Source organism: Nitrospira sp. Nam74 (assembly GCF_965152615.1).
Genome location: NZ_OZ224220.1, coordinates 330406 through 356265, shown reverse-complemented (window position 1 = coordinate 356265; position 25860 = coordinate 330406). Strand labels below are relative to the sequence as shown.

The following is a 25860-nucleotide window of genomic DNA, read 5'->3' as shown; positions in this document are numbered from 1 at the left end:
CTTCCCCTTGGTCGGACTCTCCACCCTGTGTAATGTGTATTACACTTTGCACGTGGCACACATTCTCCTCGTAGACGACAATGAGACGTTTATCTATGCAGCACGCGAACTGTTATTGCGTGAGCGTCCCACCTTCATTGTTGATACGGCGCTGGACGGGGAGACGGCATTAACTGCGATACGGATGCACGATTACGATCTCGTGGTGAGTGACCTTGTGCTGCCTGCCCTTGACGGGATTGCATTCTTGGATGAATGTCGTCAGAGACGCCCGGATACGCCTGTGGTTCTCATTAGCGGCTATGGAGACGTACAACGGGAACAGTTGGCCGCTCAGCATGGCGCCTATGCCTTCCTGCACAAGCCGGTAGACCCGGATGTCTTTTTCTCTGTCGTGAATCGGGCGGTGCTGCGGACAGAGATGCGCCGCAGACCAGAGCAAGTGCTGGGCGACGATAGTAGGTGGTATCCGAAAGCCATTGAGCAGGCCCGCAGAAGGTCCCATGCAATCCAGGAACGGTTACGTCAGACACTCCAAAACGTTGCTCCACCGTCCACTGGCGACCAATAAGGGAACCTCAGCGTTACAGCCTAAACCTGGCAAAAAACTAGGAGTGTGCGCCTGGCATTCTTCATCCTCGTTCTAAGCGAGAAAGAGAGAGTGGTACACACACCCCGGAAAGATTGGCAGGTCCCAAATTGAAAGAGCTTATACGGACCCCGCGTGGTGTCCTCGCGCAAGCAGTTCTTCTTTCACTAACCGCTCCGCCTGCAACCAGTCATCGGTCTCCGTTACCGCCTGACGATGAGCATATAACTCATACGCTTTAGCGGCGATTCGCCCTCTGAACTCGTCTTCCGTGATGACAAGTTGGTCCGCCTTGATGACGTCTGCCGGACTCTTCGGCTCATCGTCAGTTTTGATCCGACTCACAATCCCCTGTTTCGATGTCGCCGCTTTGCGACTCTTCTCAGCGTTAATCTTAGTTGCGTTCAATGGCGGTCTTGGCATTAGTGTCTCCCGTATTTTAGTAGTGGACTTCCTTTGTTAGCCGACCAAGCATAGGAGTATATACTGTCCTGTTGCTCGGTCAAGTTTGGAAGTCGGCGACCCACTTCTTTCTAAGCCGATCAACCGACGACCATACGACTTTGGTCCTATTGGCAAGGTTGTATGACCTGCTAGACTTTCCTCCGCCGTAATTACTTCTTGGGGCGGGGGTGTCCTCTTATGCAAGTGCAACATGACGACGCAGCGCAAGCAGATCGTATCGTAATGGAGTTTTTGCGAACGCATGGCCCGATCACGATGGACCAACTGGTCCGGGCCTTGATGAGCTTGTCATGGGCGCAAGTGTTTTCAGCAGTGGACCGCCTGAGTCGAGCAAACACAGTTCACTTAGGCCAAATACCGCAACGGGATTATACAATACGGATGCGTGATCCATTTATTCCTCGTCACGTATTAACGCAGGTCATTAGTGCGAAAGATGGTTCAACATTAAGTGCCTGAGTTCATTTTTCAGTAACACTGGCTTGCACCATGCCAGACACCAATCGTAGCATGCAGGACCGTTGCACGGAGACGGAGCACGTCTTTCAGCCCCTCCTGCCGTATTGATGTCCCGCTCTTCCGCCACAGATGCAGCCGCCCTGGTTTTTTGGCCCGCCGGTCGCTGCTTCGTTGCGCGGTTTGAACCAGCAGCTCGCTTTCATATCGGGTACAAATGACGCCCCAGTCCCCCGCCCTGGATGTCCCGCTCTCCACAGTCTGTCCGTCTTGAACGGTGGAACGCTAAAGACCGTTAGTTCATTTTCAATACGTTAAGAACCGACGGATTTGGCCCGCACCTTGCTTATGCTATGTATAAGAAAACAGTTAGAGTGGTGAAGCATGTCTCGCTTGCTGCTATGCCGACTACGATTCCTCATCTGCACGGTGATCGGCGTCTGACATCTACATTGTCACCGAAACCCTCAAAGTCGAAGTGAAGAAAATGCTATGGGGGTGTCGATGTGACGCGACACATCAAGCCGTTCGGCGATGCGGCGGGCATTCGTATCACGCAGGCACACTTTCAAAAAGGCCATCATACGGCCACGCTTTAGACTGCGGACAAACGCGGAGGTGTGGCGTTTCAAATAGTGCGATGGACGTTGACGATGGACGTTTAATAGGCAAGGGAACGTATAGCGAGCATCAGCATGTCTAGAAAAGCCTCCACACATCGCTTGCTACTCGTCGATGATGATTCCGATTGCTTAACCGCGCTGTCGGATCGCTTGCATTTCGCGTTTAGAAATCAGGGCCTGGAGGTAGACATGGCAGATTCTGCCGCGACGGGACTGATATTGGCCCATGCGGCTGCCTATGATGCCATGATCGTGGAAGTACATATGCCAGACGTGAGTGGGTTCAAGTTTGTCGAACAATTACGGCACACCCAGCCGCATGTCCCGATTATTATGATAAGCGCAAGAGACCTCGAAGGGTGCCAAGGTCAGTCTGAGCGGCTCGCCCCCTTGGCTTGTCTGCCCAAGCCGATAGAGTTCTCCGCGCTGGTGGTGCTTATACACCAAATCCTGGACGATGCTACGCCGCATCACAATGTTCAGCGGGATGTTCAACACAAGCTCCAGCCTCAAGCACGAACGTCTAGTCAGCGTTAGTATCCGGTTATTGGAAAGCTAGAATCCTACTACTGCATGGGAACGCAAAAGATAAGGGTGAGCCAAGTCCTTTCATTGGATCGTAACCCACACGGTTTATGTAAACAGAGCGTCTCCGAGCCTCTGATAGCATTCAGATACTAAGCGGTTTACGATTGCATCATGTACCCCGTGAATACGGGAGCGGGGCCGATGGACCGCCTAGCGGATCACCAACGACAAGTTGTTCGATCTTCCCCCAATTTAGTGGACACCTCGAAAAGGGTGGATCATGCTAACCTTTGAGGTGTGCACGATGAGCAAAGTCAGACGATCATTTACGCGAGAGTTCAAGGTCGAGGCCGTCAAACTCGTGACGGAGAGCCGGAATCCAGTGGCCCAGGTGGCGCGAGACCTCGGCCTCCGGCCCAATGTGCTGCGCCGCTGGAAGCAGGAACTGGCCAGCGATCCGGCCGACTCCTTTCCGGGGAAGGGGCGTCGGAAGCCCCACGAGGAGGAGTTGGCGCGGCTCACGCGGGAGCTCACCCGTGTGACGCAGGAGCGGGATTTTTTAAAAAGTGTGGCGGCATACTTCGCGAAAGCCCCGCGATGAGATGCCGGGCCATTCGGGCGCATGCCGGCCGCTTTCCAGTGACGTTGATGTGTCAGGCCCTGGCCATCTCGTCTGCGGGCTACTATGCCTGGGCGTCTCGACGGGAGAGTCATCGCGGAGCGGAGAATCGGCAGCTGGTAACCGCGATCCGAGTGATTCATGCCGAGTCGCGGCAGACGTACGGGAGCCCCCGGGTCCATGCGACGCTCCGAGCGCACGGACACCGGGTTGGTGAACACCGGGTCGCGCGGCTCATGCGGGCGCACGCCATCCGCGCCAAGATGGTGAAGAAGTGGCGGGCCACGACGGATTCTGCTCATGCGCATCCCGTGGCCCCGAACACGCTCAATCGTCAGTTTGCCGTGGCCGCGCCTAATCGGGTCTGGGCGGGGGACATCACCTATGTCTGGACCGAGGAGGGCTGGCTGTATTTGGCCATTGTGCTGGATCTCTACTCGCGCCGGGCCATTGCCTGGGCGATGGGCAGCCGGCTCACGGAGGCGTTGGCCCATGAAGCGCTGACGATGGCGTTGGGGCACCGACAGCCCGCGGAAGGACTCCTGCATCATACCGACCGCGGGGCGCAGTACGCCGCCACCGCCTACCGCGCGCGGCTCACGACCCAGGGCATCACCGTCAGTATGAGCCGACGCGCCAACTGCTGGGACAATGCCGTCGTTGAAAGCTTCTTTCATACATTGAAAACGGAGCTCGTGCACCATCGACGGTATCGGACACGGGCGGAGGCCAAGCAGGACATCTTTGAGTGGCTGGAAGTTTTCTACAATCGGGCTCGCCGTCATTCGACCCTCGGTTATCGATCCCCCGCCGAGTTCGAAGCGATGGCGAGACGGTCTTAACTCGGTGTCCATGAATTCGGGGGAAGATCACTCCATCTGTAACGACAGCGGTCGCGTTGGCCCCATTCTGCTTTTAGATGGAAGCTACATCGTCGGCGGGCCGACCTTGCACGGCTTAACCCCTTCCTCAGTGCAGGCTCTACAGAAGACTTTCACCATTCACTGAACTCCTCGCTGGACCTAATCTTAAAGCGCCCGAAGATCTGGTTCCGCGTTTAAGGGGCATCGTGAACGTAACCTCACGAGCCAATTTGGGTGCAATGTGACTGCTACGACCCAGGCGATCTATGCACCAGCACCATGAAAAGGAGAGAGATCACTGCATCATGCGGAAGCGTACTAAAACCTTATTGGTGAGGATTATGGGAAAAAGGGGTTTTAGAAGTCAGAGACCGCCTACGCCGCCTTCTAGCCGTCTTGCTGTGTCCGTCCAGGTAGGCAAGGAACCATAGCGAACAAACTACCATCAGAATTAAGTTAAGCGCAGCCATAACGCCTCCTTTAGTTGACGTGAAGGCTTGAGCCGTATGTGGCCGTAGAGGCGGAGGTGGAGGAGGGAGACTTATAGACAGCGGGTTTAGTGCCGAGTCCCGGTGATTAAGTCTGGCCTCCCCCTTGTCCCTGCTTAGATAACTTTAGCGTTCATAAGGGAACACTCCGCACGTCGTTTGTATAACGAACTTGATTGGTCGGGTAGGGTAATCCAGTGCCTTTTGCTGATTTAAAGTGCCTGGATGATAGGGCCAAACATCTGGGAGCGACTCCATAGCGAAGCCAGGTCCATTGCCACTTTCTTTAGACTCTATACTTTTACTTAAACTTATGTACACTCCGGCTTATGGAGTGTACGCGCTGTCACAATTTACTCGTTCGCGTCCCTCTAGAGAAGCACGATTCCGGCTTACGATGGCTGTGGGCATGGCGTTGTTTCGCGTGTGGCAATATGATTGATTCAATCATCCTCCGGCATCAGAACGCGCCACAGCAGCCCAGAGCGCAGGAAGGCTTACGCAGAGTCGGGGGGATGTCGAGCTACGGAAACAACGTGAGCATCTGCGATATGAACTGCAAAGACCAAAGCGAAGCTAGGTCGAGATAGGCATGTCAGCGGGTCAGCACTCATTTGCTATTAGTCAGTACGTTTATTCTCCTTATAGAACCTCTGAATCTCTTCACGAACATAGCTCAGTAACCACCCAAGCAAGACACACGCCCAAATCAGAACGGATGCAATTAAGCGGTTGGTAGTCCCTTCATCGACGTTACCTCCCGGAGGCGAGTACAGATAACCACAATAGGTCACGATGGTCGCAATCAGGGCGGCCCCAAAGGACCATTCTAGGCTTGCTGTTAGAGCAGTCATCAGGACGGGGACCACATACAGAACTGGCACTGCGATTCCAAGCGGCGTGACACAGTCCAGCACAAAAACCAACACGAATATTGGAATAATGGCGAGTCTCATGCCCTTGATGATTCGCACAATTCTCTTCGGGTCTACGTCAAGTAGGACCCCGACCGCCGCCAGTGCGAAAACGGAAAGAACCACTTTCCCGCCTCTTTACATAGCACGACTTAGCACGCTGTTTAACACGGGCCGAAGCAAGTCACTAGACTACTTCGCATACATAACTGCCTACGAAGGTACTTACGAAGTCGGCATTATTTCTAAACAGAACCTGGCAAAATTTCCGGGGTGTGTGCGAGCGTAGCTGTCACGTTCTTGCCTTGTTCTAAACGATTAGAAGAAGAGAACATCGTAAGGTACACACCCCTAAAAATTTGCCAGGTTGGCTAGGCGGGAGTGACAGTCTTTACAGATCGAAGTCCAGCAACTGTTGCCCTGCTGACCTGCGAGGACGGCCCACGATTCTTAGCTCGTTATGCGGAGACACCCGCCGAACGGTACGTGGAGCCGATTCAACATAAAGCGAGTACGGATTGCCCCATTGAGACAAGAAGGCATAGCGTTCGGTGCCGGGCCGACAAATGATTAAGGCGAAATAGTCAGGCAAGCCAGTATTGCCTTCACCATGAATGTTGATATACCGGATGTGCTTGGCAGAGACCGTCTCTGTTCCCCCGCATTTTGGACAGACGCCATCATGGAGGCGGGGCAGACGCGGCACTCTCATCATTTCTAAAGGTGGGCCGCCCCACTCCGCAGGCCACCCTTCCCACGTCTTAAACGTTGCCTCACAGCAGGCTCTACAGAAACGTTTTATCATCCAAGCAATGTAGCCATCGAATCGATTCAGTAAAGTCCCCACTGGACCTAAATCTTGAAACGGCTGAAAATCCTGTTTGGCGTTTAGGGGCATCCCAAACGACAAGCGAGGGGGCATTTTTCGGGTATGCCAGGGGGGAGTTTGGTGAAATTATGGAGGATGAAAGGTCGGATTCCGGTCACGGTTTAGGTCACGGTTGGAAGGTTAGCCTCGCTCAACTCGCTAAATGTCCTCAAGTCCGAAGCGAGGCCAATCAATGTGTTACATAGGGAGCGGGAATAGCTCAGTGGTAGAGCATCGCCTTGCCAAGGCGAGGGTCGCGGGTTCAAATCCCGTTTCCCGCTCCATACTTCCAGTGCAGACTCCATGACGACTCCCGGTTTGAGGAGAGGGTGGGTCCGCAGGTTGGTCTGCCCCTCAGGCGATCCTCTAGACTTAATTCAGCCCACATGCCCGTAGGTCCATGCCGACTGTGCGGCGCTGACTCGGAATTGCAAGAGAGTCACGTCTTGCCAGCTTTCATCTATCGCTGGCTGCGGGAAATGTCGGCTAGCAGTCATCTCCGATCCAGCGAAATGCCTAACAAGCGGATACAGGACGGGCATAAGCGCTACTGGCTCTGCCGTCACTGCGAGGAGCTTTTCAGCGCGTCAGAAACTGCGTTCGCATCCCAACTCTTCTATCCATACACGCAGGATGCAACAAAGCGGTTTGTATATGGCCCATGGCTGCTCCGGTTTTGCGTGTCAGCTTCATGGCGCGTGTTGCAGTTCATCAAGGATGAGACTTCGCTTGACGGCTACGATACTGAAGCGCTGAAAGTGGTCAGGAAGGCAGAGGAGGCATGGAAAAACTTCTTACTCGGTCGCAGCCCACATCCAGGCCCCTTTCAGCAGCATCTCTTGCCCCTCGGTGCGATCGAATCTTCCTCGGCTGGCACAGATGTCTTGTCTCCAAATATCAACCGGTACTTCATGCGCATGATTGATAAAGGTGTCCTACAAGGAAACGAAGGTTGCATCTTTGTATACTCGAAGTGCGGCCGGTTCGTCATCCTAGGATTTGTGCGCGAAAGCCGTTCAAACCGCTGGAAGGGCACAAAGGTGCATGTCGAAAGAGGCACAATTGAACCGGGGGCCCAGTATGCCGTCCCAGGTGAACTCTTTGGCTACATGAACGAGAGGGCAAAGCACGCTGCGGAAATCATGTCTAGCATCTCGCCGCGTCAATCGGAAAAGATTGACGCTTCCTTCCAAAAGAACGCTGACAAATTTGTGGGGAGTGACGAGTTCATCGCCATGCAATATGACGTCGGGATGTTCGGGGACGCCGCTTTTACGAGGAACCGACGGACGCGAGCGCCAGGTGATTCTAAGGACGTGTAATGTTTCAGGTATGGGCCGTTTCTTCCTCGCGTTCCGGATCGAGCGTTGTCCTCATGGCCACACTGTCCCTCGATTGCCTGCCAAAGGTGCGCCGGGGAGAGGTGGCGTAGCGAGGCGATTTCCATCCTCCAAGGGCCCAACCGACTTCAATTTTGCGACACTAGACTCTTCTTATGTACGTTGGCCAGTCCCTGACCCGAGTACTTTTGCGCTATGGGCATTAGGGTTGGGCGCATTTTACGGTGCCAACTGGTACACGCATACAAGGTTACTCAGCTGGAGAAATGGATAACTGAAAACGTCCGCCGGATCATCACGATCAGTCCTCCTCCGGCGAGAAAGATTGGCTGATGCTTCCATTCCCCGTGTTGTCGGTGTCGCGTTGAACAGCGTATTTCGTATAAAAGATGTGCCTATAGTACTCTTGAACATCGGGTGACGTGATGCCGGCGTTTGGGGCCGCTAAGCTATAGTTCATCAAATCCCGCCGCTCAAACCTTGCTTTCATCGATCGAATCAAGCGCGAGGGCAGCAATCCTCGCAACCTTGTCTTGCAAGTGACGCTTTACCCTTTCACAGGCCCGCGAGGCCTTATTGTTTCGCTCTTGACCAATGTACGACTCTCTCGTATGGGATCAAAGACCATACAAATTGTATTACCTGCGCCTGACTCACGCCATAAAGTTGTTACGGTACAATGCCCGTTCCCCCATGACCTGACGACTGAGAGGACTGTTAAAGGTCTTGTTCGACACAGCTCTACGGGCTACATAGCAATAGCATTACGATGGATTGTCGTCAGCGCTGCGCCGTGATACAGGAAAGCGACATAAGAAATCGAGGTGCGCTATGAAAATCTACGGTGTCGGTATTGGGGTGGCCCTAGTTGTTGCAGCCGGTGTCGCGGGCAGCATCGCTCCACGCCCACCGGGTGTGAACTTCTCGCCCTTCGCCATTCCCCCGCTCGCCAAAGCCTTGTCGCAATCGACCCAAAATATCGTCCGCGTGCCCGGAACCGAAATCACGACGGGGACAGCCTGTGCCAATTCGCCAACCGATGGCGCGTCAATCGGCATAGAGGGCAGCGCGCCTTTGCCTACCGTTACCACACGGGCGACCGTGTACCTGAACGGATGGTACTTGAAATATCGGGATACTGATCACCATGTCGCGCGGCTGAGGGCCACGATCCTTCATGTACGACAAGAGGGCAACGAGCTGAAGTGGTTGGCGGCCGGCTGGCTCACGGACAGCGGGTTCGATAAGCCGACGACATTCTGCTACTGGTATACAGTCGTGATGTGGGAGGACCTCACTGCAGTCGCCGACAACAGCCTCGTAAATGATACGCTGCTCTCGGATGCTGTCATTCGCACCCGCGACAGCGCCATGGCGGTACTCACCTCCTACCGGGAAAATCCGGCATTCAGTGGCTCAGCGAACCTCGCCGTCCTGCCCCTCGGGTTCTGGTTCAGCTGGTATGAACTCGGGCATCTCGACGATCATCATGTTTTACAAGCCGCCTATACCCTCTTCCCAGGAACCTTGATCGTCAACCGCGACACAGATTTCGGCGGATTGCAACCCCCTGCGTTGCCTGACCATACCAGTCACGTCAATCAATCGTATGCAAGTTGGCAATCGCACGGCATCATCAAGGATGACTCCACGAAGCATGTCTACAGCTACGCAGAAGCGAATTCGCTGGTCATTGGGAATGACGTCGGGGTAATGCAGGCGCCGTTCAGTATTGTCCCGAGTGACGACGTCGGAGGCCTTTTCGGCGACGGCTGTATTGAGCCGGCCGGCGGCGAGCGCACGGACTCGTTTCGGATTGAAGCAATTCCATTTCAGTATGCGGTGCCCGTTCTGACCGGATGGGACTTGCAATATGCGTGTAGCGATGAACACGTGAAGGAAATTGGCGTGTGGATCCGCGACTTCACCTACACGCCAATGGTCGGATCAGGGGGCGTGCTGACGTATCGATTGTCATCCATCCTCTGCGATGATGACTGCCGACCGGGTCACCTCATTCGCCAGAATGTGGCCGTCCTCGGTCTACGACCGATCCCTGTTCACCCCTAAAGTAGGCCTGGCAATTTGCTACGGTGCCGTAGCTCACCGGCGGCACACAGCGCACACGCCCTTCAGCTGTACGAGCGATGGCACTCGCTTCGCTCCGACGTCCATTGTGCGACGCGCATCCTTGTGAGTATGGGGCCGACGATAAAAAAACAAGGTGAAAACCGCGTGAACCTTCATCTTGTACATCGCAATGTCCTCGACCGACTCGGGTCGCGACTTCGTTTCGACCTTCTGTTGATAATAGCCGCCGATGTGGACAGAACCTTGATAAGTGGGGAGAGGCGTCTATCTAAGCAGTGTGGCTAAGTACTTCCTCGCTTAGAGCCATAACTGCCCGATCATTCGCCCCTTGCATCACTGACGTTATTCCTAACAGTAGCTGTCTTGGATGTAGCATGGTCATGTTGTTATCCATGTCCAGCAACGTGTCCGCTTCTGCTCCCCATACTGTGCTGGTTCTCCACGCCTCAGAGAGTGTATTGCGACTTGGCGAACCGCAGGCGACTTGGAAACAAGCCAGATGACAAATGCCAAGCTACCATTGCATTGCAATGGGCACAATTCACGATATTGAATTCGTGAGAATTTTCGAAGCGCGCAACTGAAATACGTGTGATTGATGTCCGCCAGAGTCTTACGTATAGCTGGACGGGTTCCTATAGTCGCCCTGTCCTGACGTTGCTATCTTGGCTCGATACCAACGTCGAAGCATAGTCTCATGACAGGGAAAGAACGACCACGATGAACGCGCTCACTCGATGTACGACTGGAATTTCCGGGCTCGATGACATTCTTGACGGCGGGCTTCCCCGTCACCGACTCTACCTTATCGAAGGTGAGCCGGGTGTCGGTAAGACGACGTTGTCCATTCAATTCTTATTAGAGGGGATGAAGCTGAATGAAAAAGGGTTGTATTTCACCCTGTCGGAAACGAAAGAAGAACTCTATGCCATGGCGACCTCGCACGGCTGGTCACTTGGCGGCATCAGCATTGTGGAGTTATCGGCCGTTGAGAAGCAGCTTGAGGCCGAGGCCCAGAACACGCTCTTTCACCCTTCGGAAGTCGAGTTACATGAGACAACACAAATCATGCTCAATGAAGTGGAGCGGGTGAAGCCGGCGCGAGTGGTCTTTGACTCGCTTGCCGAAATGCGACTGCTGACACAAAGCCCTCTGCGGTATCGACGCCAGATGTTGGCACTCAAACAGTTTTTTGCAGGCCGCAAATGTACCGTCTTACTGCTGGACGATATGAGCTCTGAAGCGGCCGGGCTGCAGGTCAAGACGATCGTGCACGGGGTGCTTTCGTTAACACAATCGGCTCCCGTGTACGGCGCAGATCGGCGGCAGCTCCGCATTTTGAAGCTCAGGGGGGCGCCCTACCGTGGCGGATACCACGACTTCTGCGTCGAGACCGGGGGGTTGCGAGTATACCCGCGTCTCGTGGCGGGAGAACATCACCGCGATTATGCCGCCGGCCTCGTCTCCAGCGGGATACCGACTCTAGACGATTTGCTCGGCGGGGGGATAGACCGCGGCAGCAGCACACTGCTTATGGGACCGGCGGGAGCCGGTAAGACATCGCTGGCGATGCAGTACGCGGTCAAGTCTTGTGAGGAAGGCTCCCGGGTAGCTATGTATATCTTTGATGAGAATCGTGGACTCTTGCTACGACGCCGTGGCTCGATGGGGCAGCGCATCGTCGAGCACGTTGCGACTGGCCTCTTGCACATTCAGCAGATCGATCCAGCGGAACTGTCGCCAGGGGCGCTGACCTTTCAAATTCGCCAGCAAGTCGAACAGTTGAATGCCACAATGATCATTATTGATAGCCTGAACGGGTATCTCAAATCGATGGCGGAAGAGAACACTCTCATTCTGCAATTGCACGAACTTTTGACCTACCTCGGTCAGCAAGGCGTGGCAACCATTCTCGTCATGGCACAGCAGGGTCTCGTCGGTCACATGCAAGCCCCGGCCGACCTGACATATCTGACAGATACGGTCATCTTATTGCGTTTTTTCGAGGCCAGTGGTCAGGTCCGGCAAGCGATCTCTGTGGTGAAAAAGCGTACGGGGACCCATGAACGAACGATTCGCGAATTTAAAGTTGAACCGGATGGCGTTCGAGTCGGTCACCCATTGACCGCTTTCCACGGCATCCTGACGGGCGTCCCGACGTATACGGGCTCCGCGGAGGCCATGCTGACCGACACAATGGCTGCGGACACATGACCAGGCAGCGAGAACCAAACGAAGAGCGCATCCTTCTGTTGACGGCGACCGGTAGGGATGGAGAGCTGGCATGCGATCTGTTTGCCCGTGTCGATCTCGTAGGCTATATTTGCCGCGATCTGCGGCATGTACTTCATGAGCTGCCCGCCGGAGCCGGAGCAATTCTCGTCGCCCAAGAGGCCATCGAATTGTCGGACATCGCCTCACTTCGCATGGCGATGGAGAACCAGCCGGCGTGGTCAGATGTTCCCATGGTTTTAGTCGCGGGGCCTGGCGACGCCTATCAACTGAGTCATGGCATCGTGAAACGCTTGAGACCAGTATGCAATGTGACGCTCCTCGAACGCCCCGTCCAAAAGCTCACCCTGGTAACAGCCATGCAGGTCGCACTTCGTAGCCGTCGTCGCCAATACGAAGTACGCGACCTCCTGCGCAAGCTTGAAGCATCTCGCCTCGAACTGTACGACAAAATCGTGGATCTTCAGAAGTTTGAGGAGGCGGTGGTGGGCCGTGAGCTGCGAATGATGGACCTTGAAAAGGAGGTCATTGAGTTGAAACACACGCTCGACCTTACACGCGACGAAAATGGAAGATGCTTGCCCGGCGATCAGCCAAGCCGCGCTTACATGAGGTGAGCACAGTAGTAAAGCCCTTCCAAGCCTTCTCGGATAGAAATATGGCTGCTGATAGCCATAGAAGGATCATGGCCTCTCCTTCATGGCGCATTTCATTGCACTGACAACGTAATCCCCCCTGTTCTGTAAAAGGTCCTCATATGCACGCCCAAAAGATACTATTTGGTCCTTCATGACACGCTAAGGAGCCGCATGAGCCTGAGGACGCACATGATTGCGTAACCGTTGATTCCCGATATCCGTCTTCGATCAATCGCAGCCCACCCGAGCGACGATTGTCGAGTCATCAGGACAAGCCCTTCATCTCAATAAGCATACGCCATTCACCCGATCCAGCTAGGTCAGTGGCCATGGTACGATCAAAGAATCTAGGGCCATCGTGACACGATGAAGTCGAAGCACTCCATACCCCCTCGGCGCAATGATCCTACCTCTTACGGCATCCTGGTGGTCTGCCTCGTAGCGGTGCTGCTCGGCAGTTGTGCCCCCACATTTCTCTATCGCCATGCCGACCGCCTCATTCTCTGGAAGCTTGATGAGTACACTGATCTGACTTCCACTCAAAAAAGCTGGATTCGTGAGCGGCTGAAGGCTTTGCTTGCACAGCATCGAAAAGAGGCCTTGCCGCGCTATGAAGGGTTTCTGACCCAGATAAAAGAAAAAAGTGGGGATGGGTTGGACCGGCAAGAAGTCGACTGGATATTCTCTACTTATGAGGAACTGCGGGCAGACCTCTTTGGACGTCTCGTGGATGACGGTGGGGCAGTTCTAAGTTCGCTATCGGATGAGCAAGTGCGGTATCTCCAGAAGACATTTCAACGAGATCATGAGAAGGCACTCCGCCGGTTGCAAGAAAGCCGGGAATCCCGTCTTTCCAAACGCGCCTCGGTAACTTTGAGCTGGCTGAAGGACTGGATCGGCCCGCTCACGACAGCTCAACAGCTCCGCATTCTGGAGTTAAGCAGGCAGCTGCCCGACATGGCTCCAGCATGGGTGGACAATCAGCGGTTCCGACAGCAAGATATGATTCAAATCCTCGACTCCACACGAGACCGACGGGTCTTATCCCGCTATATAAGCCATTGGTTATTATCCATTGAGTCAAGTCGCCTGCCGGACTATCAACGCGTGCTCGATCAGATGCACACCTCAGTGAAGGAAATGGTGCTTACCATTGATCACCTCATGACGGCGCAACAACGAGACCATGCTCTGACAAAACTGCAGCAGCTTATTGATGAGGTGCATGCTCTGCGAGCTTCCTAAGCCCCTTCACGGATGCTTGGCGTTGCACAGTTGAGGCTTTTACTCTTTGTAAAAGAGCGGTCCCCTTCTGCCTTGGCAAAATTCCCTCCCACTTCATTTCAAAGAATCTGGGATTGTCAATTGTCTAGGGCACTATTAAAGACGGTGACGGATACATGGCCGTCCGGGACTTGTTTCGGATCCGAGTACCGGCGTATCGGAGAGCGTCTGCACTCACATGTCTTCTTTCGGCATGGCGCCATTGGGGCCAGAGCGTACCGCGTAACCTTGACAGATGTGATGCAAATCCCTACAACAAAAGCACCATGCATTCTTTTTCACATTCACTCTGGAGGTTCCATGGCCAAAGCAATGACAAAGTCTCAAGTGCTGACTCATCTTGCAGAAAAAGCAGGCGTTTCAAAAAAGATTGCCGCCGACTTCTTCGATGCCTTCAATGAGCTCGCTTACAAGGAAGCCAAGAATACATTTACCATTCCAGGCATCGGAAAGCTCGTGCTCATGAATCGCAAGGCGCGCATGGGCCGCAATCCGCAGACAGGTGAGGCAATTAAAATTGCAGCTAAGCGTGTCGTAAAGTTTCGCGTAGCAAAAGCAGCCAAGGACGCGATCCTCGGCAAGAAATAATATTTATTCTCCGTGCCCTCACCGAGTGCGATTGCTTCGAGGAAGGCTCAGCGGCTTTTGCCGCTCAGCCGCACTCGACTGCCCCGGTCTTTTGTATCGGTGTGACACCTAGGACAACAGGATCCAGGAGATGAGTCTGAGATGAGATGGACATCGAACGGAGTCTTGATGACGATATCGTTGCCCTAGAGACGGAATACATCCCTGATGCGGCGGCAAGGCAGTATTGTCGGCGCGTCCAGCATGTTTATGATGACCATGAGTGACTTGCCAACCACAGTTGGTGGGAACTTCAAGTTCACCGTGAACAGGCAGCATCATGATCCGTATAAGAACGATCGGTTTCTGATCGAATGGGATGAATAATACGTCGCTCGCACCTTCCAAGGTGAGTGGGATTCGGCAAAATGTCGTAGTCATCCAGCAGGTGGTGGAACCGAAGCGACGGTCATCGTTCTCAGGACGCCCTGTGTCAGAACATTGTCTTGCATGAGAACCCGCTCGCTCCTACTCGGACGAGGGGACGGGGATGTTCGAATATACAAGCGCGGACAGTACGCTTAGCCGGCAAGCCGGCAATAAAGGGAATCCCACGGGACAGAGCTTGCGTTGGAGATGTCTCTTGTGGATGAACTCTGCGGATGGTCCTCTGATGGTTTCGTGAAGTGATGGATGTTGAGCTTCATCACGTCTCCATAACAATCCTACGCATCAGGACTGCAAAGACCTAGGGATTAGGAAGGCGCCAGACGGGTGTACATGGCGACGGCTTGAGCCCGCCGTCTTACCTGAAGTTTCGTGAAGATGTTGCTCAAATAGTTTTTGACTGTTTTGCTGCTTAACTCCAGTTCCGACGCAATCTCTTTATTGGTCTTACCATCGGCCACGAGTGCGAGCACCCGTTGCTCCTGCGGTGACAGCTCACCCTGTTCCTCTGTAGGGTTGGACATGCTGCGCATCTTCTCAAGAACTTTTCCAGTCACGGCGGGATCCAGGTACGATTGTCCCCTCGCGATCTTTTTGATCACACCAATCAGGTCATCCCCCACGATCTCTTTGACCAAATAACCGTCTGCACCTCCGAATACCGCCGCCAAGACGGCGGCATCGTCGGCAAACGATGTTAAGAAGAGGACACGTGCTTCCGGGCAAGAAGACCGAATTTCACGGCATGCCTCCACTCCGCTTCCATCAGGCAACCGAACATCCATCAGGACCACGTCCGGTCGCAGATGAATGGCCTTCTCCACTGCCTCTGCCACCGTGCCCGCTTCCCCGAGGATCTTAATCTGCGCGCATCTAGCCAACACACTGCGCAGCCCGACACGAACGATTTCGTGATCATCTACTAGCAGGAGACGGATCATAGAGGGCTGAAGCATCATGGTTGGTTACTTTATTCTCCGTGCTCAGAGGCAAGCTTTTCCACCGCTTCAGGCACATACACATCCACCCGTGTTCCGGCCGGGTCTTTCGTGCCAATGTGGATCTTCCCGTCAATTTTGTGTGCCCGAGTCTTCATGTTATGCAATCCATACCCGCCTCCAATTTGAGATGGCTCAAACCCTATGCCATCGTCCATCACGCGAAGATGGATGTCACCCTCGCACATCGTCAGAGACACAGACACGTGACGTGCGCGCGCATGTCTCACTGCATTTGTGACGGCTTCTTTGGCAATAAAAAAAACGTGTTGAGCCTGCTTCGGAGTCAATCGACGAATGGCCGTGAGATGGAGCCTGCGAAGAAAGCGGACCTCGGAAATCGCAGCTATGGATCCCAACCACGACTCTAACGCGACCTTCATCTCATCCCCTGTCGCAATGTCCGGCGGTCCACCGGCGATATATCTTCGGATTGTTCGCATCGCAGCATTCAATCTATCAATAGCGCCCTGCAGATGTTTCTCTGCCATTTTCGGTTGGCGCCGAACACAGTATTGTGATTGCTGGAGGGTCAATCCAATGCCATACAAGGTTTGCATAATGCCGTCGTGTAAATCTTCAGACAATTGTTCACGTTCTTCAAGCAACGCTCGAAGTTGCTGTTCGCGTTGATATAATTCCTGTTCATTGTGTTTTCGTCGGCTAATGTCTTTAATGATAGCGGCTACGCCGGTCGGTTCATTCTGCATGTTTCGAACCACAAACGGCGTCACGGCGATGGGAACACGGCCACCGTCCTTCCGAATGTATTCTTTTTCATAATCTGCCTGCGCCCCTGTCCTGAGCAGTTCCCTAACCAGTTCAACCTCGCGACTGAGAAATTCTTCGGGAGTCAAAGCCTGATAGGTCATCTGTAGGAGTTCGTCTCTGGAGTATCCCGTCAATCTCTCGAACGCTACATTCACATCCAAAAGGCGACCATCAAGCGCGGCATAGGCAATGGCATCGGGAGATGCTTCATAGATATCGCGGAATCGTTGCTCGGCACGCCGGGCTTGTTGCTCAGAAATAGTGCGCTCCGCATGTAACATCCGTTCGCGCTCTTCCGACCGATATCCGTCATATAACAAGGCTGCAAACTGCAGAGGAAGTTCCAGCGCGTGAATCTGTCTCGCGGTAAAGGAATGTTCAGGATGAGTAAGAGCCACCATACCGACCGGGTCAGCACCTCGAAGAATGGGAAGGCCTAAGCCTGCTGCTTCGCAGGCGATATCGTCGTCGGTGAACATTCCCTGCCCAATGGCGGATTTCGTATTGTGTGAGAATATCGGCTTTCTCGTTTGAGTCGCCTGAAGGAAGAGAGAACTCAGACTTACATTGTCGCCTGACGTGCTCTGGCCTTCTGTCTCCCCGCTCAATTCCTGAAGCAGAAGCCCTTCGGAAAACCCTTCCGATGCGAGAATGTGGAGCTTCCCAGACAGGAGGACGACTCCGATACACCCCTTTCTCGCGCCGGTCACGGACATCAGATGTATCAGTAAGTGGTGGCTTGCTTGATGCCAGCTACGAGTTTCGACGAATGACGCCATCGCCCGGCTGAGACTGTCCAATTGATCAACTTCGCGACGCGATGACTTCTTTTGAGTCCGGCGTTCAGCCTTTTGTGGCGGGACACGGGGCAATCCCACTGCCATGGTATGGCTTAGTGAGCCCATTGGCTATCCAAAAGCCTCCGTGATTAAGCTACTGGCAGTTGCAGCGATACGAAAGTGTCGGTCGGCAAGGTCGTAAGAAGACCGCCATTTACACCATCTTATTTTGTGATCTATACCATAATTCTGAACACACTCGTTAGAGCCATACAGTGGCCTATAGGGGACCAAACGACACCCCGGCTAGGGCCTGCCAGACACCTGACGCCGAAAAGCTGCTGCTCACCAGTAGGACTCTCACCTTGCTTTCCATAGCGCGAATATCGCGGCCATTCGCCACGAAATTTCGATCGTCTGTACGTACGTGATGCTCGAGATGTATCCTGCATGCGAGAATCCGGCTGTCTCAGGCCGAAGTGAAGACAAAGACTGATGAAAGTCCGGCTGAAACCGAAGGCCTCAGCGCATTAAATTACCAAACAAAATGCTATCCGTGCGTGATCAGGTCCGCGATACGTTGTTCAACGCTCGTCCAATTCAATCAAGCGCGATACTAAGCCCATCCGGTCTGCGCGATGGTTCATGAAAGTGCGCCCAGGCAATGTTATCCCCTGACCGATGCCGGCGTCCCGTGTCATTTCAAGTGTCTGCTCTAGAAAACCGCTACAGTGAAGGCCATCGTAACATTACGTTCCCCCAATACTTTCGAGAAACCGGCGCAGGCGGCTTTTTTGTTCTTCATCAATAACCAAGAACTCGAGCCCAAAATCCTTACCCTCCGACCACCGAACGGCCGCTGTCTGCACTATGACGGGGACTTCAGTGAACGACAGATACAGTCGGACTTTCATATACTCGTTCGGCGGTATCTCCATATCGCTCATCGCACGGCACCCGCCCATAGATAGATTGTACAGTGTGCCGTCCCCTTCGCACGAACCTACCGAGAAAGATACCGGCAACTGAACCGCATATCGGGGATGTTTTCGAACGATCAACGTATGGTTGGGGATTCCAACATCACCCGGCATCCCGCTCTGTTGGTTACCGTTCACTGTGTTTCTCCCCGCCTCCGATAGCCTTCCTGACAGTAGCCTCGCTGCTTCAATCCGTCTCGTGCTAACTGAGGCACACCGTCTTCGCGTAGCGTTCCAGGACGCCCATCAAGGTGGCTTTGCTAATAGGCTTCGTCACATGGCAAGTTGCACCGACTGCCAGGCTCTTGTCGGCATGGTCCGGCATCGCATGCGCCGTAAGAGCGACGATAGGAGTCGTCAGACGGTTGTACGCCTTCTCCCACTCGCGTATCGCTCGAATAGCCGTATATCCATCCATGACCGGCATTTGCACATCCATAAGGACGACATCGAAGCGACCAGACTTAAACTTTTCCACGGCGACTGCTCCATTCTCGGCCACTTCAACAATATGACCGGCGGTTTTCACGTACGCTTGAATCAATGCAACGTTGTCTGCAGAATCATCGGCCAGCAGAATAGCTAATGGGGTTTCCCTGGCCCCTCCCGACAGGTCCTTGACTCCGCCGTCGTTGTCTGACGCATTATTAAGGGGGGCGCCTGTCATCGGTAGTTGTACTGTAAATGTAAAGACGCTGCCGTGACCCACCTGGCTGTCCACGCGGATCACTCCTCCCATCAACTCCACTAACCCTTTGACGATGGCCAGTCCCAGGCCGGTCCCTCCGAACTGTCGCGTGGTTGAGCTGTCGGCCTGCTTGAAACTTTCGAATATCTCCTCGCGTTTATCGGCGGCAATTCCGATGCCCGTATCAGCGACTGAAAACTTAAGATACCCACTGTCCTCTTCAGCCTCATCACGCGTGACGGTCACTGTGACATATCCATGTGACGTAAATTTGGTCGCGTTGCTCAGTAAATTGAGGAGGATTTGTCGGAGTCGATGCATGTCCCCCATGACCCAGACGGGCACGGTGTTCCCGATCCGGCACATCACCGTGATGCCATTCGTCTCGGCACGGCCCCTGAATAGGTCCAGTGTGCTGCGCACCAGCATATGGAGGTCGAACGGAATGTGTTCAAGAACCATATGACCCCCCTCGACCTTCGCCACGTCCAGGATCTGATCGATGAGGACCAATAATGCTTCGCCCGCTCTGTTGATCGTCACCATGTATTGCTGCTGCTCATCGCTGAGCGACGTTTCGCTCAAGAGTTCCGCCATTCCTAAGATGGCGTTCATGGGCGTTCGGATCTCGTGACTGATGTTTGCGAGGAACTGGGTTTTGGCTTGATTCGCGCTTTCAGCTTTTTCTTTGGCATGCTTTAAATCCATGCACTGCCGCTTTCGGTCGGTAATATCAACGAAGGTGACAACGGCCCCACAGACGACGTCCTCTTGCTTGATGGGATAGACGGAATAGGAGACCGGTAAAGACGTACCATCCTTGCGCCAGAACACATCATCGTCATGATTGGTGACCCGGCCGGTTATCAAACTTTGCATAATGGGACAGTCTCGCTCGAGATGTGGCTCGCCATGAGAGCGCGCATGATGGATGATGCCGTGAATCCGTCGGCCCATAAGTTCCTCAGGTCGATATCCAAGCGCAGTAGACATAGCCTTATTAATAAAGGTGCAAGCTCCGTCGCGATCAATGCCGTAAATCCCTTCACGCGTCGAATCGAGAATCATCAACCGATCTTGCGCCACCCGGTGCTTTTCGTCTTCTGCGAGTCGCGCTCGTCGATTGTCCTCTTCCAATTGAATCCATTCTTTACGAAGCCGACGAATTGCCCACATCGACAGCCCCAAGAGCGGAACATAAAGGACGACGGCCGCCAATATAACGGGGATGAGTGTGGAATCAATGGGGGCACCGATTTGGTCCCTTTCCATACGGACCAAGACAGTCCATCCCAAATTGGGCCCGACAACACTACGCGGACTTTTCGCATAGCCAGTGACCATAGGAACGTGGCGACGCAGATGCGTTTCCTCCACAAACCCAAAGCCGTTGACCTCGCTTAAAAGGGCTGATGGAAGTTGGAGCTGCTTGAGATTCACGAAACCTTTGTGGAACAGATCTGAATCAATGAACGCAAACCCTGCATGAGTGAGAAATTGATATTCAATACGCCCGGCACCGCCATGCTTCGCTCCCAGTGGAAGCATGGCTTTTGCGGCATATTCCTCAATCGCTCCAATTCCCATACGGCTCGTCACGGTACCGACGAATTGGCCCTCGCTAGTGACCAGTGGAGCGGTAAAAGCGACGGCGTCCATGCCGGCTGCCTCTGTAAAGGCTTGGACGTCACGGACGATGATACGCCGTTGCATCGAAACCGCCGTCAGCGTATCTGCATCGATCTTCATGCCATACGACTGGGCATCGGTCGCGGCGATGACTTCACCTCTTTCATTCGTGACCCCGAGCCATATATAGATGGGGTGGGCTTGCCGAACGGCTTGAAGGTATTCGCTCATCGCCTTGCTATCGGGCCAGAGGCGAAGTACGCTCTTCTCCATGGTTTGTATGTCACCGTAGCGCTCCTTGAGGGTCGCTTCGGCGGCCTCGCCTAGATTGACTGCGGTCAAGGCCAACGCCTGGCCTGTCGTCGTGACAAGTTGACTTTCAAGATATTTGAAGACCCCGATGCCCATGAGGACACCGGCGAGAATGATCATCACAATCAGGAGGGACAGGTAGGAATAGGGAGATCTCATGCCTCTGATCATGTGTTATGGCAGTGCACCGGGAGCGGTTGTCGAGACATCGGCAGCCACCAAGCGGCTCGACGCCTACGTGAGTACCCACTTAAGCCTCGCATAGTTCACCGGATCGAATAGAGTAGGGATATACTTCGACTGCAGTGTTTTCTGTACCTAAAGTGCTGAGTATTGATATGCCCATTGTGCCTCACCCTCATCGATCATGTCCGGCGCACGAGACGGGGTGCGGCTTTAACGAAATGCTGGCAACAAGAGATGTCTCTTACAGATTTTGGACTCCTGGAATTCATCGGAGGTGTAAGGGAGATACATCGCAGTGCGAGGTGCATCGACAAGTCCTAGCTAAGACGGCTCGGCCAGCTTCTCAGCAGCGCAGTCATCTCTTCAGCCGGCAACGGGCGGCTAAAGGCATATCCTTGGCCTTCATAACACCCGTACTGCTCCAACAGTTGCATCTGTTCCACCTTCTCGATTCCCTCTGCAATGACCTTCAACTTCAGCGCCTTGGCCATAGCAATGATTGCGGCGACAATGGCTTGCGCATCAGTACTTTCGGTCATATCTTGCGTAAACGCCCGATCGATCTTGAGCGTATCAATGGGAAAACGACGGAGATAAATCAAGGAAGAGTACCCGGTCCCAAAGTCGTCGATTGAGATCTGCGCACCCATGGTTTTAAGTTGTCCAAGGGTCTTCAGCGCTTTTTCAGCGTCAGCCATAATCGACGTCTCAGTCAATTCCAGTTCCACGTTAACCGGCGCCACACCCGTTTCTTTTAAGACCGAGGCGATCATGCCGACGAGATCTGGCTCGTTAAACTGGCGCGCGGAGAGGTTCACCGCCATGCGCAACGGAACAAAGCCGTCATTGTGCCATGCATTCAATTGCGAGCAGGCCTGGCGTAATACCGATTGACCGATCCGGACGATTAGGCCCTTTTCTTCAGCAAGCGCGATAAACTGCGCCGGCGGCACAATCCCCGCCTCGGGGTCCCGCCATCTGGCCAACGCTTCCATTCCGATGATTTGTTTCGTCAGCAGATTGACTTGCGGTTGGTAGTACACGACGATTTCATTGCGGTCGACTGCCTTGTGGAGCCGCGATTCCAAGACGAGACGATTCAGCGCACGCGCATTGTCTTCGGGTGAGTAGAACTCAAAGGTATTCCGTCCGCGCTCTTTTGCGCGGTACATCGCCGCATCGGCGTTTTTGACTAAACTACTGGCATCGACCGTTTCGCTCTCGGCCAGTGCGATGCCGATGCTGGCCGTCACGAAGACGTCGTGCCCCCCCAAGCTGAATGCCGGCGCCAGGGCGGTCAACAGCCTTTGTGCCAGCCGACCGGACATCTCGGCTGAACCGACATGCTGCAGCAGGATGAGAAATTCATCGGATCCAAATCTGGCGATGGTATCGCTGGCCCGCAGCGATCCTTTCAGCCGCACCGCGACAGCCTGCAGCAACTGGTCGGCCATGACCAGTCCCAGCGTCTCGTTGATGCGTTTAAATCCGTCGAGATCGATCGCAAGGAGGGCACTGCACCTGGACATCTTATGGCGCGACCGTAAATGCTGCATCGCGAGTCGCAGAAACTGTCGACGATTTGGAAGTCCGGTCAGGGGATCGTAATAGGCCAGGGCGCGAGCCGTTTCTGCGGTTCGGCGATAGAATATCGCCATAATCATCAAGAACGGTATCCGGATCAAATGATGCTCGAGCACGACGCCGGTTGCATCGGCCTCCGCATACAGGACAAATCCATAGACGGCGGTGACCAATGCAAGAAAAACCGCCATAGTGAGAGGACTGCGTGTCGCTGTGACAATCAGAATAATGACAAAGAATGCCAGATAGAGGTCTGAGCCGCCTGTTCCCGAGATGTACATCAGGGCGGCCGTAATAACGGTATCGACCGTGGCCAATATGCCGGGAAACCATTCGGTCGCAAGGAACCGGGCCGGAATCACCATGAGGATGCCACAGAAGAGCATGAGCCCGAGGACGACAAAGAGTTCCGCGTCTCGCGTGAGCCTGGCGGCCGGACTAAAGAGAAGTTGATACGTCAACACGACGCTGACAAGCGTCTGCAATTGAAGAAAGTTGGCTCGCATCGCCTGAGTCCCTTGATGCAAGTCCGTACTTTCGGCGTGTCCGACGTGAGGCCGAGACGACGACCTATCATTCGACGTATGATTTAAAGCGGCTTCCATCGATATCCTGGAGCGCGTCAATCTGAAGCTATGAGACCGGGTCGCCGGCGGTGGACTTCCACGAGACTTTCGTATCCCGCAGTTGATCGCTCACCTCATAGTGACCTTTCCCTTTCGCCTTGGCCTGATACATCGCGAGATCTGCATCCCGTATCAGATCTTCCGGACGTTCATGAAGATTGGAGCTGAGAGCGATGCCGATACTGGCGCCGACATGGACCTTCTGTCCCACCAGGATGGGATCTTTGACCTTTTTCAAGATCCGGTCGGCGATGCGAAGCACGTCTGCCTTCCCGCTGATACGATGTACCAAGAGCGTAAATTCATCACCCCCGTACCTCGCGACGACATCTCCCTTGCGCAGGCACTCCTGCAATCGCTTCGCCGTCTCGACCAGCACCGCATCACCGGCCTTATGGCCCAAGCGATCGTTGATCGGCTTGAATCCATCAAGATCGACAAACAGGACCGCAAACATAAACTCGTGATCGTTTCTCGTGAACCGGACTGCCTGCCACACCCGCTCAATAAACTGCGCCCGATTGGGCAATTTTGTTAACGCATCGCACATGGTATCGTGACGTTCCTTTTCGCTGGCCGCGACGAGACCCTGGTATTCCGACTCCGTCATATTGACCCTGCCGATGATCACGGCGGTCATGGTCACCATGATGGGAAGAAGCATCTGCTCACCGTTCCCGCCCACCCACAACAGTGCAGCCCCATACAGAGCGCATATCACAAGAGAGAGCCCTGCGAATTGCCGAGTCGTCGAGGCCAGGGCTGCCATCGTAATAGTCAGAAGGAACGCAAGATTCAGGGATGGTGTCAGATGGCCTCGCTGCGCCGTTAAGGTCATGAGCAAAGCGACGTTCACAAACACGATGCTGGCCAGCAAGGGGAACCGGGACACCATTCTGCGGGGGATGACAAGCACTATGATGACAATCGCCATCGGACAAATGGCCCGCACGATTCTGCCGAGGCTCTGTCCCTCCACATCAATCGAAACCGTCAAGAGGACGATCAGAATCTGCAGCAAGGCGATAAGAAAACGCGCTATGGAGACTGGAGCCATCGGGTCGCCATTTCAGTTCGTGCGCACCGTCTGCATGTAAGAAAAACGTCGTCCGTTCCGATAGTGTCGGGTTCCCACCGACACGGGAGGCATGTTGCCTCCATTAACCTTGGCATAGGCTGTGGGATTGATGAGAGTATAGAGGGACCTACTATTGTAGGTTTTGTGTCTCTGAAAGATTAGGTAGGATTGTCCCTGGTAGGAACCCAGCCCGGGAAACCATGGCGGCCGCTTGGGCGCGACGGGATATCTTGAGTTTGTCGAAAATATGGGCGATATAGTTTCGGACCGTGTTATCGCTGAGCGTAAGATCCGCGGCAATTTCCTTATTTGTCTTGCCCTGAGCCACCAATTGAACCACCCGCTGTTCCTGACGGGATAGTTTTGTTAGGGGGGGAGGCGAAGCGACGGCGATCGGCTCTCTTTGCTGGAGCTTCAGCATGACGGCGCGGCGAGTGGCCGTATCGAAAATCGATTCTCCGGTCGCGACGGTTTCAATGGCCCGTAATAAACCGTCTTGGTTGATTTCTTTGGGTAGAAATCCGGCCCCTCCTGCGAGCAGGGCAGACACCAGTACATCCTCATCCGTGAACGAACTCAAGAACAGCACGTGAACGTCCTGGCATTCGCTTCTGATTTCGCGGCATGCCTCAATACCAGACCCGTCCGGCAGTCTGACATCCATGAGGACGACATCGGGGCGAAGGCTGGTCGCCTGCGAAACAGCATCCCGCATGGTACCGGCTTCCCCGATGACCTGTATGCGCTTTTTCCGTTTCAACAAGCTGATGATGCCGACGCGGACGATCAGTTGATCGTCAACTACCAATACTCGAGTGACCTGCGATAGATGTGTTCCCAAGCTCCCTCCTACCATTGCAGCGGTCACGCCCATTCCCGGTTGATATCTGTATCCATCATACTATGGCAATTTAGACCAGTATATTTTGTATGGGTAGACCTGTTCGGAGTACAGCAGCCGGTTTTATGGCCCCTATACGACAGGGACGATAGCCTGGATAACCCGGTATCCTGACTGAAATGGAGCCATCATAGGCTCTCGATGCTCTGCATCCTCTCTGCCCCGACAATGTTCTCTTGACACGGCGTGTGATTGCTGAATCTCATCCCATGGCGTTGATGCCACACGAGCGTTGCGCTCCGATGACCCCTCTTTTAATAAGATGGCAGACGCGCGGCATCGGCAGAGAATGGCCTACGCCTCCCTGATGCTCTTT

At 54.1% G+C, this 25860-nt stretch carries 20 protein-coding genes and 1 tRNA gene; 10 read left to right on the top strand and 11 right to left on the bottom strand.

The features are described from left to right. Positions 1-52: 52 nt before the first annotated feature. Positions 53-571 (top strand): response regulator, encoded by a 519-nt coding sequence (locus ACWHYZ_RS01710; protein WP_447985575.1) that lies wholly within the window; start codon positions 53-55, stop codon positions 569-571. Positions 572-709: 138 nt separating this feature from the next. On the opposite strand, the gene ACWHYZ_RS01705 is transcribed toward ACWHYZ_RS01710, so the two are convergent. Next, positions 710-1012 (bottom strand): hypothetical protein, encoded by a 303-nt coding sequence (locus tag ACWHYZ_RS01705; protein WP_447985574.1) that lies wholly within the window; start codon positions 1010-1012, stop codon positions 710-712. 1193 nt (positions 1013-2205) lie between these two features. Here ACWHYZ_RS01705 and ACWHYZ_RS01700 point away from each other — a divergent pair. Beyond that, positions 2206-2670, top strand: a complete 465-nt coding sequence (locus tag ACWHYZ_RS01700) for a response regulator transcription factor (RefSeq protein WP_447985573.1) — start codon at positions 2206-2208, stop codon at positions 2668-2670. 295 nt (positions 2671-2965) lie between these two features. Further along, a protein-coding gene (locus tag ACWHYZ_RS01695; protein ID WP_447985459.1) for an IS3 family transposase occupies positions 2966-4122 on the top strand; the annotation gives its coding sequence in 2 pieces (ribosomal slippage) (positions 2966-3239 and positions 3239-4122; 1158 coding nt in all). A gap of 1129 nt (positions 4123-5251) precedes the next feature. On the opposite strand, the gene ACWHYZ_RS01690 is transcribed toward ACWHYZ_RS01695, so the two are convergent. Both ACWHYZ_RS01690 and ACWHYZ_RS01685 read right to left on the bottom strand, forming a co-directional pair. Beyond that, positions 5252-5671 (bottom strand): hypothetical protein, encoded by a 420-nt coding sequence (locus ACWHYZ_RS01690; protein ID WP_447985572.1) that lies wholly within the window; start codon positions 5669-5671, stop codon positions 5252-5254. A gap of 265 nt (positions 5672-5936) precedes the next feature. Beyond that, positions 5937-6251: a hypothetical protein gene (locus ACWHYZ_RS01685; RefSeq protein WP_447985571.1), complete on the bottom strand. Its 315-nt coding sequence runs from the start codon at positions 6249-6251 to the stop codon at positions 5937-5939. Between the two features lie 371 nt (positions 6252-6622). On the opposite strand from ACWHYZ_RS01685, the gene ACWHYZ_RS01680 reads away from it, so the two are divergent. Continuing rightward, positions 6623-6697 (top strand) — tRNA-Gly (locus tag ACWHYZ_RS01680). Positions 6698-7111: 414 nt separating this feature from the next. Next, positions 7112-7735: a hypothetical protein gene (locus ACWHYZ_RS01675; RefSeq protein WP_447985570.1), complete on the top strand. Its 624-nt coding sequence runs from the start codon at positions 7112-7114 to the stop codon at positions 7733-7735. A gap of 319 nt (positions 7736-8054) precedes the next feature. Here the strand turns inward: ACWHYZ_RS01675 and ACWHYZ_RS01670 are convergent, their stop codons facing one another. Further along, entirely contained in the window at positions 8055-8243 is a 189-nt protein-coding gene (locus ACWHYZ_RS01670; protein WP_447985569.1) for a hypothetical protein, read from the bottom strand. A gap of 341 nt (positions 8244-8584) precedes the next feature. Between ACWHYZ_RS01670 and ACWHYZ_RS01665 the strand changes: the two genes are divergently transcribed. The 5 genes from ACWHYZ_RS01665 to ACWHYZ_RS01645 all read left to right on the top strand — a co-directional run bounded on the left by ACWHYZ_RS01665 (position 8585) and on the right by ACWHYZ_RS01645 (position 14586). Then, entirely contained in the window at positions 8585-9823 is a 1239-nt protein-coding gene (locus tag ACWHYZ_RS01665; RefSeq protein WP_447985568.1) for a hypothetical protein, read from the top strand. Positions 9824-10564: 741 nt separating this feature from the next. Then, positions 10565-12058: an ATPase domain-containing protein gene (locus ACWHYZ_RS01660; protein WP_447985567.1), complete on the top strand. Its 1494-nt coding sequence runs from the start codon at positions 10565-10567 to the stop codon at positions 12056-12058. Continuing rightward, a complete protein-coding gene (locus ACWHYZ_RS01655; RefSeq protein WP_447985566.1) occupies positions 12055-12693 on the top strand; it encodes a hypothetical protein in 639 nt (212 codons plus the stop codon). The genes ACWHYZ_RS01660 and ACWHYZ_RS01655 overlap by 4 nt, the downstream gene beginning before the upstream one ends. A gap of 387 nt (positions 12694-13080) precedes the next feature. Further along, positions 13081-13959 carry a DUF6279 family lipoprotein gene (locus ACWHYZ_RS01650; RefSeq protein WP_447985565.1) on the top strand — a complete coding sequence of 293 codons (879 nt, stop codon included), beginning with the start codon at positions 13081-13083 and terminating at the stop codon, positions 13957-13959. Between the two features lie 339 nt (positions 13960-14298). Then, complete coding sequence (locus tag ACWHYZ_RS01645; RefSeq protein ID WP_447985564.1) at positions 14299-14586, top strand: HU family DNA-binding protein; 288 nt, start codon at positions 14299-14301, stop codon at positions 14584-14586. Positions 14587-15320: 734 nt separating this feature from the next. On the opposite strand, the gene ACWHYZ_RS01640 is transcribed toward ACWHYZ_RS01645, so the two are convergent. From ACWHYZ_RS01640 to ACWHYZ_RS01610, 7 genes are all read right to left on the bottom strand, one after another. Beyond that, positions 15321-15953 carry a response regulator gene (locus tag ACWHYZ_RS01640; protein ID WP_447985563.1) on the bottom strand — a complete coding sequence of 211 codons (633 nt, stop codon included), beginning with the start codon at positions 15951-15953 and terminating at the stop codon, positions 15321-15323. Positions 15954-15982: 29 nt separating this feature from the next. Further along, positions 15983-17686 (bottom strand): PAS domain-containing sensor histidine kinase, encoded by a 1704-nt coding sequence (locus tag ACWHYZ_RS01635; RefSeq protein ID WP_447985562.1) that lies wholly within the window; start codon positions 17684-17686, stop codon positions 15983-15985. A gap of 623 nt (positions 17687-18309) precedes the next feature. Further along, on the bottom strand, positions 18310-18678 hold the full coding sequence (locus tag ACWHYZ_RS01630; RefSeq protein WP_447985561.1) for a PilZ domain-containing protein: 369 nt from the start codon (positions 18676-18678) through the stop codon (positions 18310-18312). A 64-nt stretch (positions 18679-18742) separates the two neighbouring features. After that, positions 18743-21328, bottom strand: coding sequence for an ATP-binding protein (locus ACWHYZ_RS01625; RefSeq protein ID WP_447985560.1), 2586 nt, complete (start codon positions 21326-21328; stop codon positions 18743-18745). Between the two features lie 344 nt (positions 21329-21672). Further along, complete coding sequence (locus tag ACWHYZ_RS01620) at positions 21673-23445, bottom strand: putative bifunctional diguanylate cyclase/phosphodiesterase (RefSeq protein ID WP_447985559.1); 1773 nt, start codon at positions 23443-23445, stop codon at positions 21673-21675. Positions 23446-23572: 127 nt separating this feature from the next. Continuing rightward, complete coding sequence (locus ACWHYZ_RS01615; RefSeq protein ID WP_447985558.1) at positions 23573-24622, bottom strand: diguanylate cyclase domain-containing protein; 1050 nt, start codon at positions 24620-24622, stop codon at positions 23573-23575. 151 nt (positions 24623-24773) lie between these two features. After that, the gene (locus ACWHYZ_RS01610) at positions 24774-25484 is read right to left on the bottom strand and encodes a response regulator transcription factor (RefSeq protein WP_447985557.1); all 711 of its coding nucleotides are present in this window, start codon (positions 25482-25484) and stop codon (positions 24774-24776) included. Positions 25485-25860: the final 376 nt, after the last annotated feature.

Excerpts from the sequence above, each read along its gene's own strand:
- ACWHYZ_RS01705 (WP_447985574.1), bottom strand. The coding sequence starts at position 1,012 with ATGCCAAGACCGCCATTGAACGCAACTAAGATTAACGCTGAGAAGAGT.
- ACWHYZ_RS01700 (WP_447985573.1), top strand. The coding sequence starts at position 2,206 with ATGTCTAGAAAAGCCTCCACACATCGCTTGCTACTCGTCGATGATGAT.
- ACWHYZ_RS01670 (WP_447985569.1), bottom strand. The coding sequence starts at position 8,243 with ATGAAAGCAAGGTTTGAGCGGCGGGATTTGATGAACTATAGCTTAGCG.
- ACWHYZ_RS01665 (WP_447985568.1), top strand. The coding sequence starts at position 8,585 with ATGAAAATCTACGGTGTCGGTATTGGGGTGGCCCTAGTTGTTGCAGCC.
- ACWHYZ_RS01660 (WP_447985567.1), top strand. The coding sequence starts at position 10,565 with ATGAACGCGCTCACTCGATGTACGACTGGAATTTCCGGGCTCGATGAC.
- ACWHYZ_RS01655 (WP_447985566.1), top strand. The coding sequence starts at position 12,055 with ATGACCAGGCAGCGAGAACCAAACGAAGAGCGCATCCTTCTGTTGACG.
- ACWHYZ_RS01650 (WP_447985565.1), top strand. The coding sequence starts at position 13,081 with ATGAAGTCGAAGCACTCCATACCCCCTCGGCGCAATGATCCTACCTCT.
- ACWHYZ_RS01645 (WP_447985564.1), top strand. The coding sequence starts at position 14,299 with ATGGCCAAAGCAATGACAAAGTCTCAAGTGCTGACTCATCTTGCAGAA.
- ACWHYZ_RS01640 (WP_447985563.1), bottom strand. The coding sequence starts at position 15,953 with ATGATCCGTCTCCTGCTAGTAGATGATCACGAAATCGTTCGTGTCGGG.
- ACWHYZ_RS01635 (WP_447985562.1), bottom strand. The coding sequence starts at position 17,686 with ATGGGCTCACTAAGCCATACCATGGCAGTGGGATTGCCCCGTGTCCCG.
- ACWHYZ_RS01625 (WP_447985560.1), bottom strand. The coding sequence starts at position 21,328 with ATGAGATCTCCCTATTCCTACCTGTCCCTCCTGATTGTGATGATCATT.
- ACWHYZ_RS01620 (WP_447985559.1), bottom strand. The coding sequence starts at position 23,445 with ATGCGAGCCAACTTTCTTCAATTGCAGACGCTTGTCAGCGTCGTGTTG.
- ACWHYZ_RS01615 (WP_447985558.1), bottom strand. The coding sequence starts at position 24,622 with ATGGCTCCAGTCTCCATAGCGCGTTTTCTTATCGCCTTGCTGCAGATT.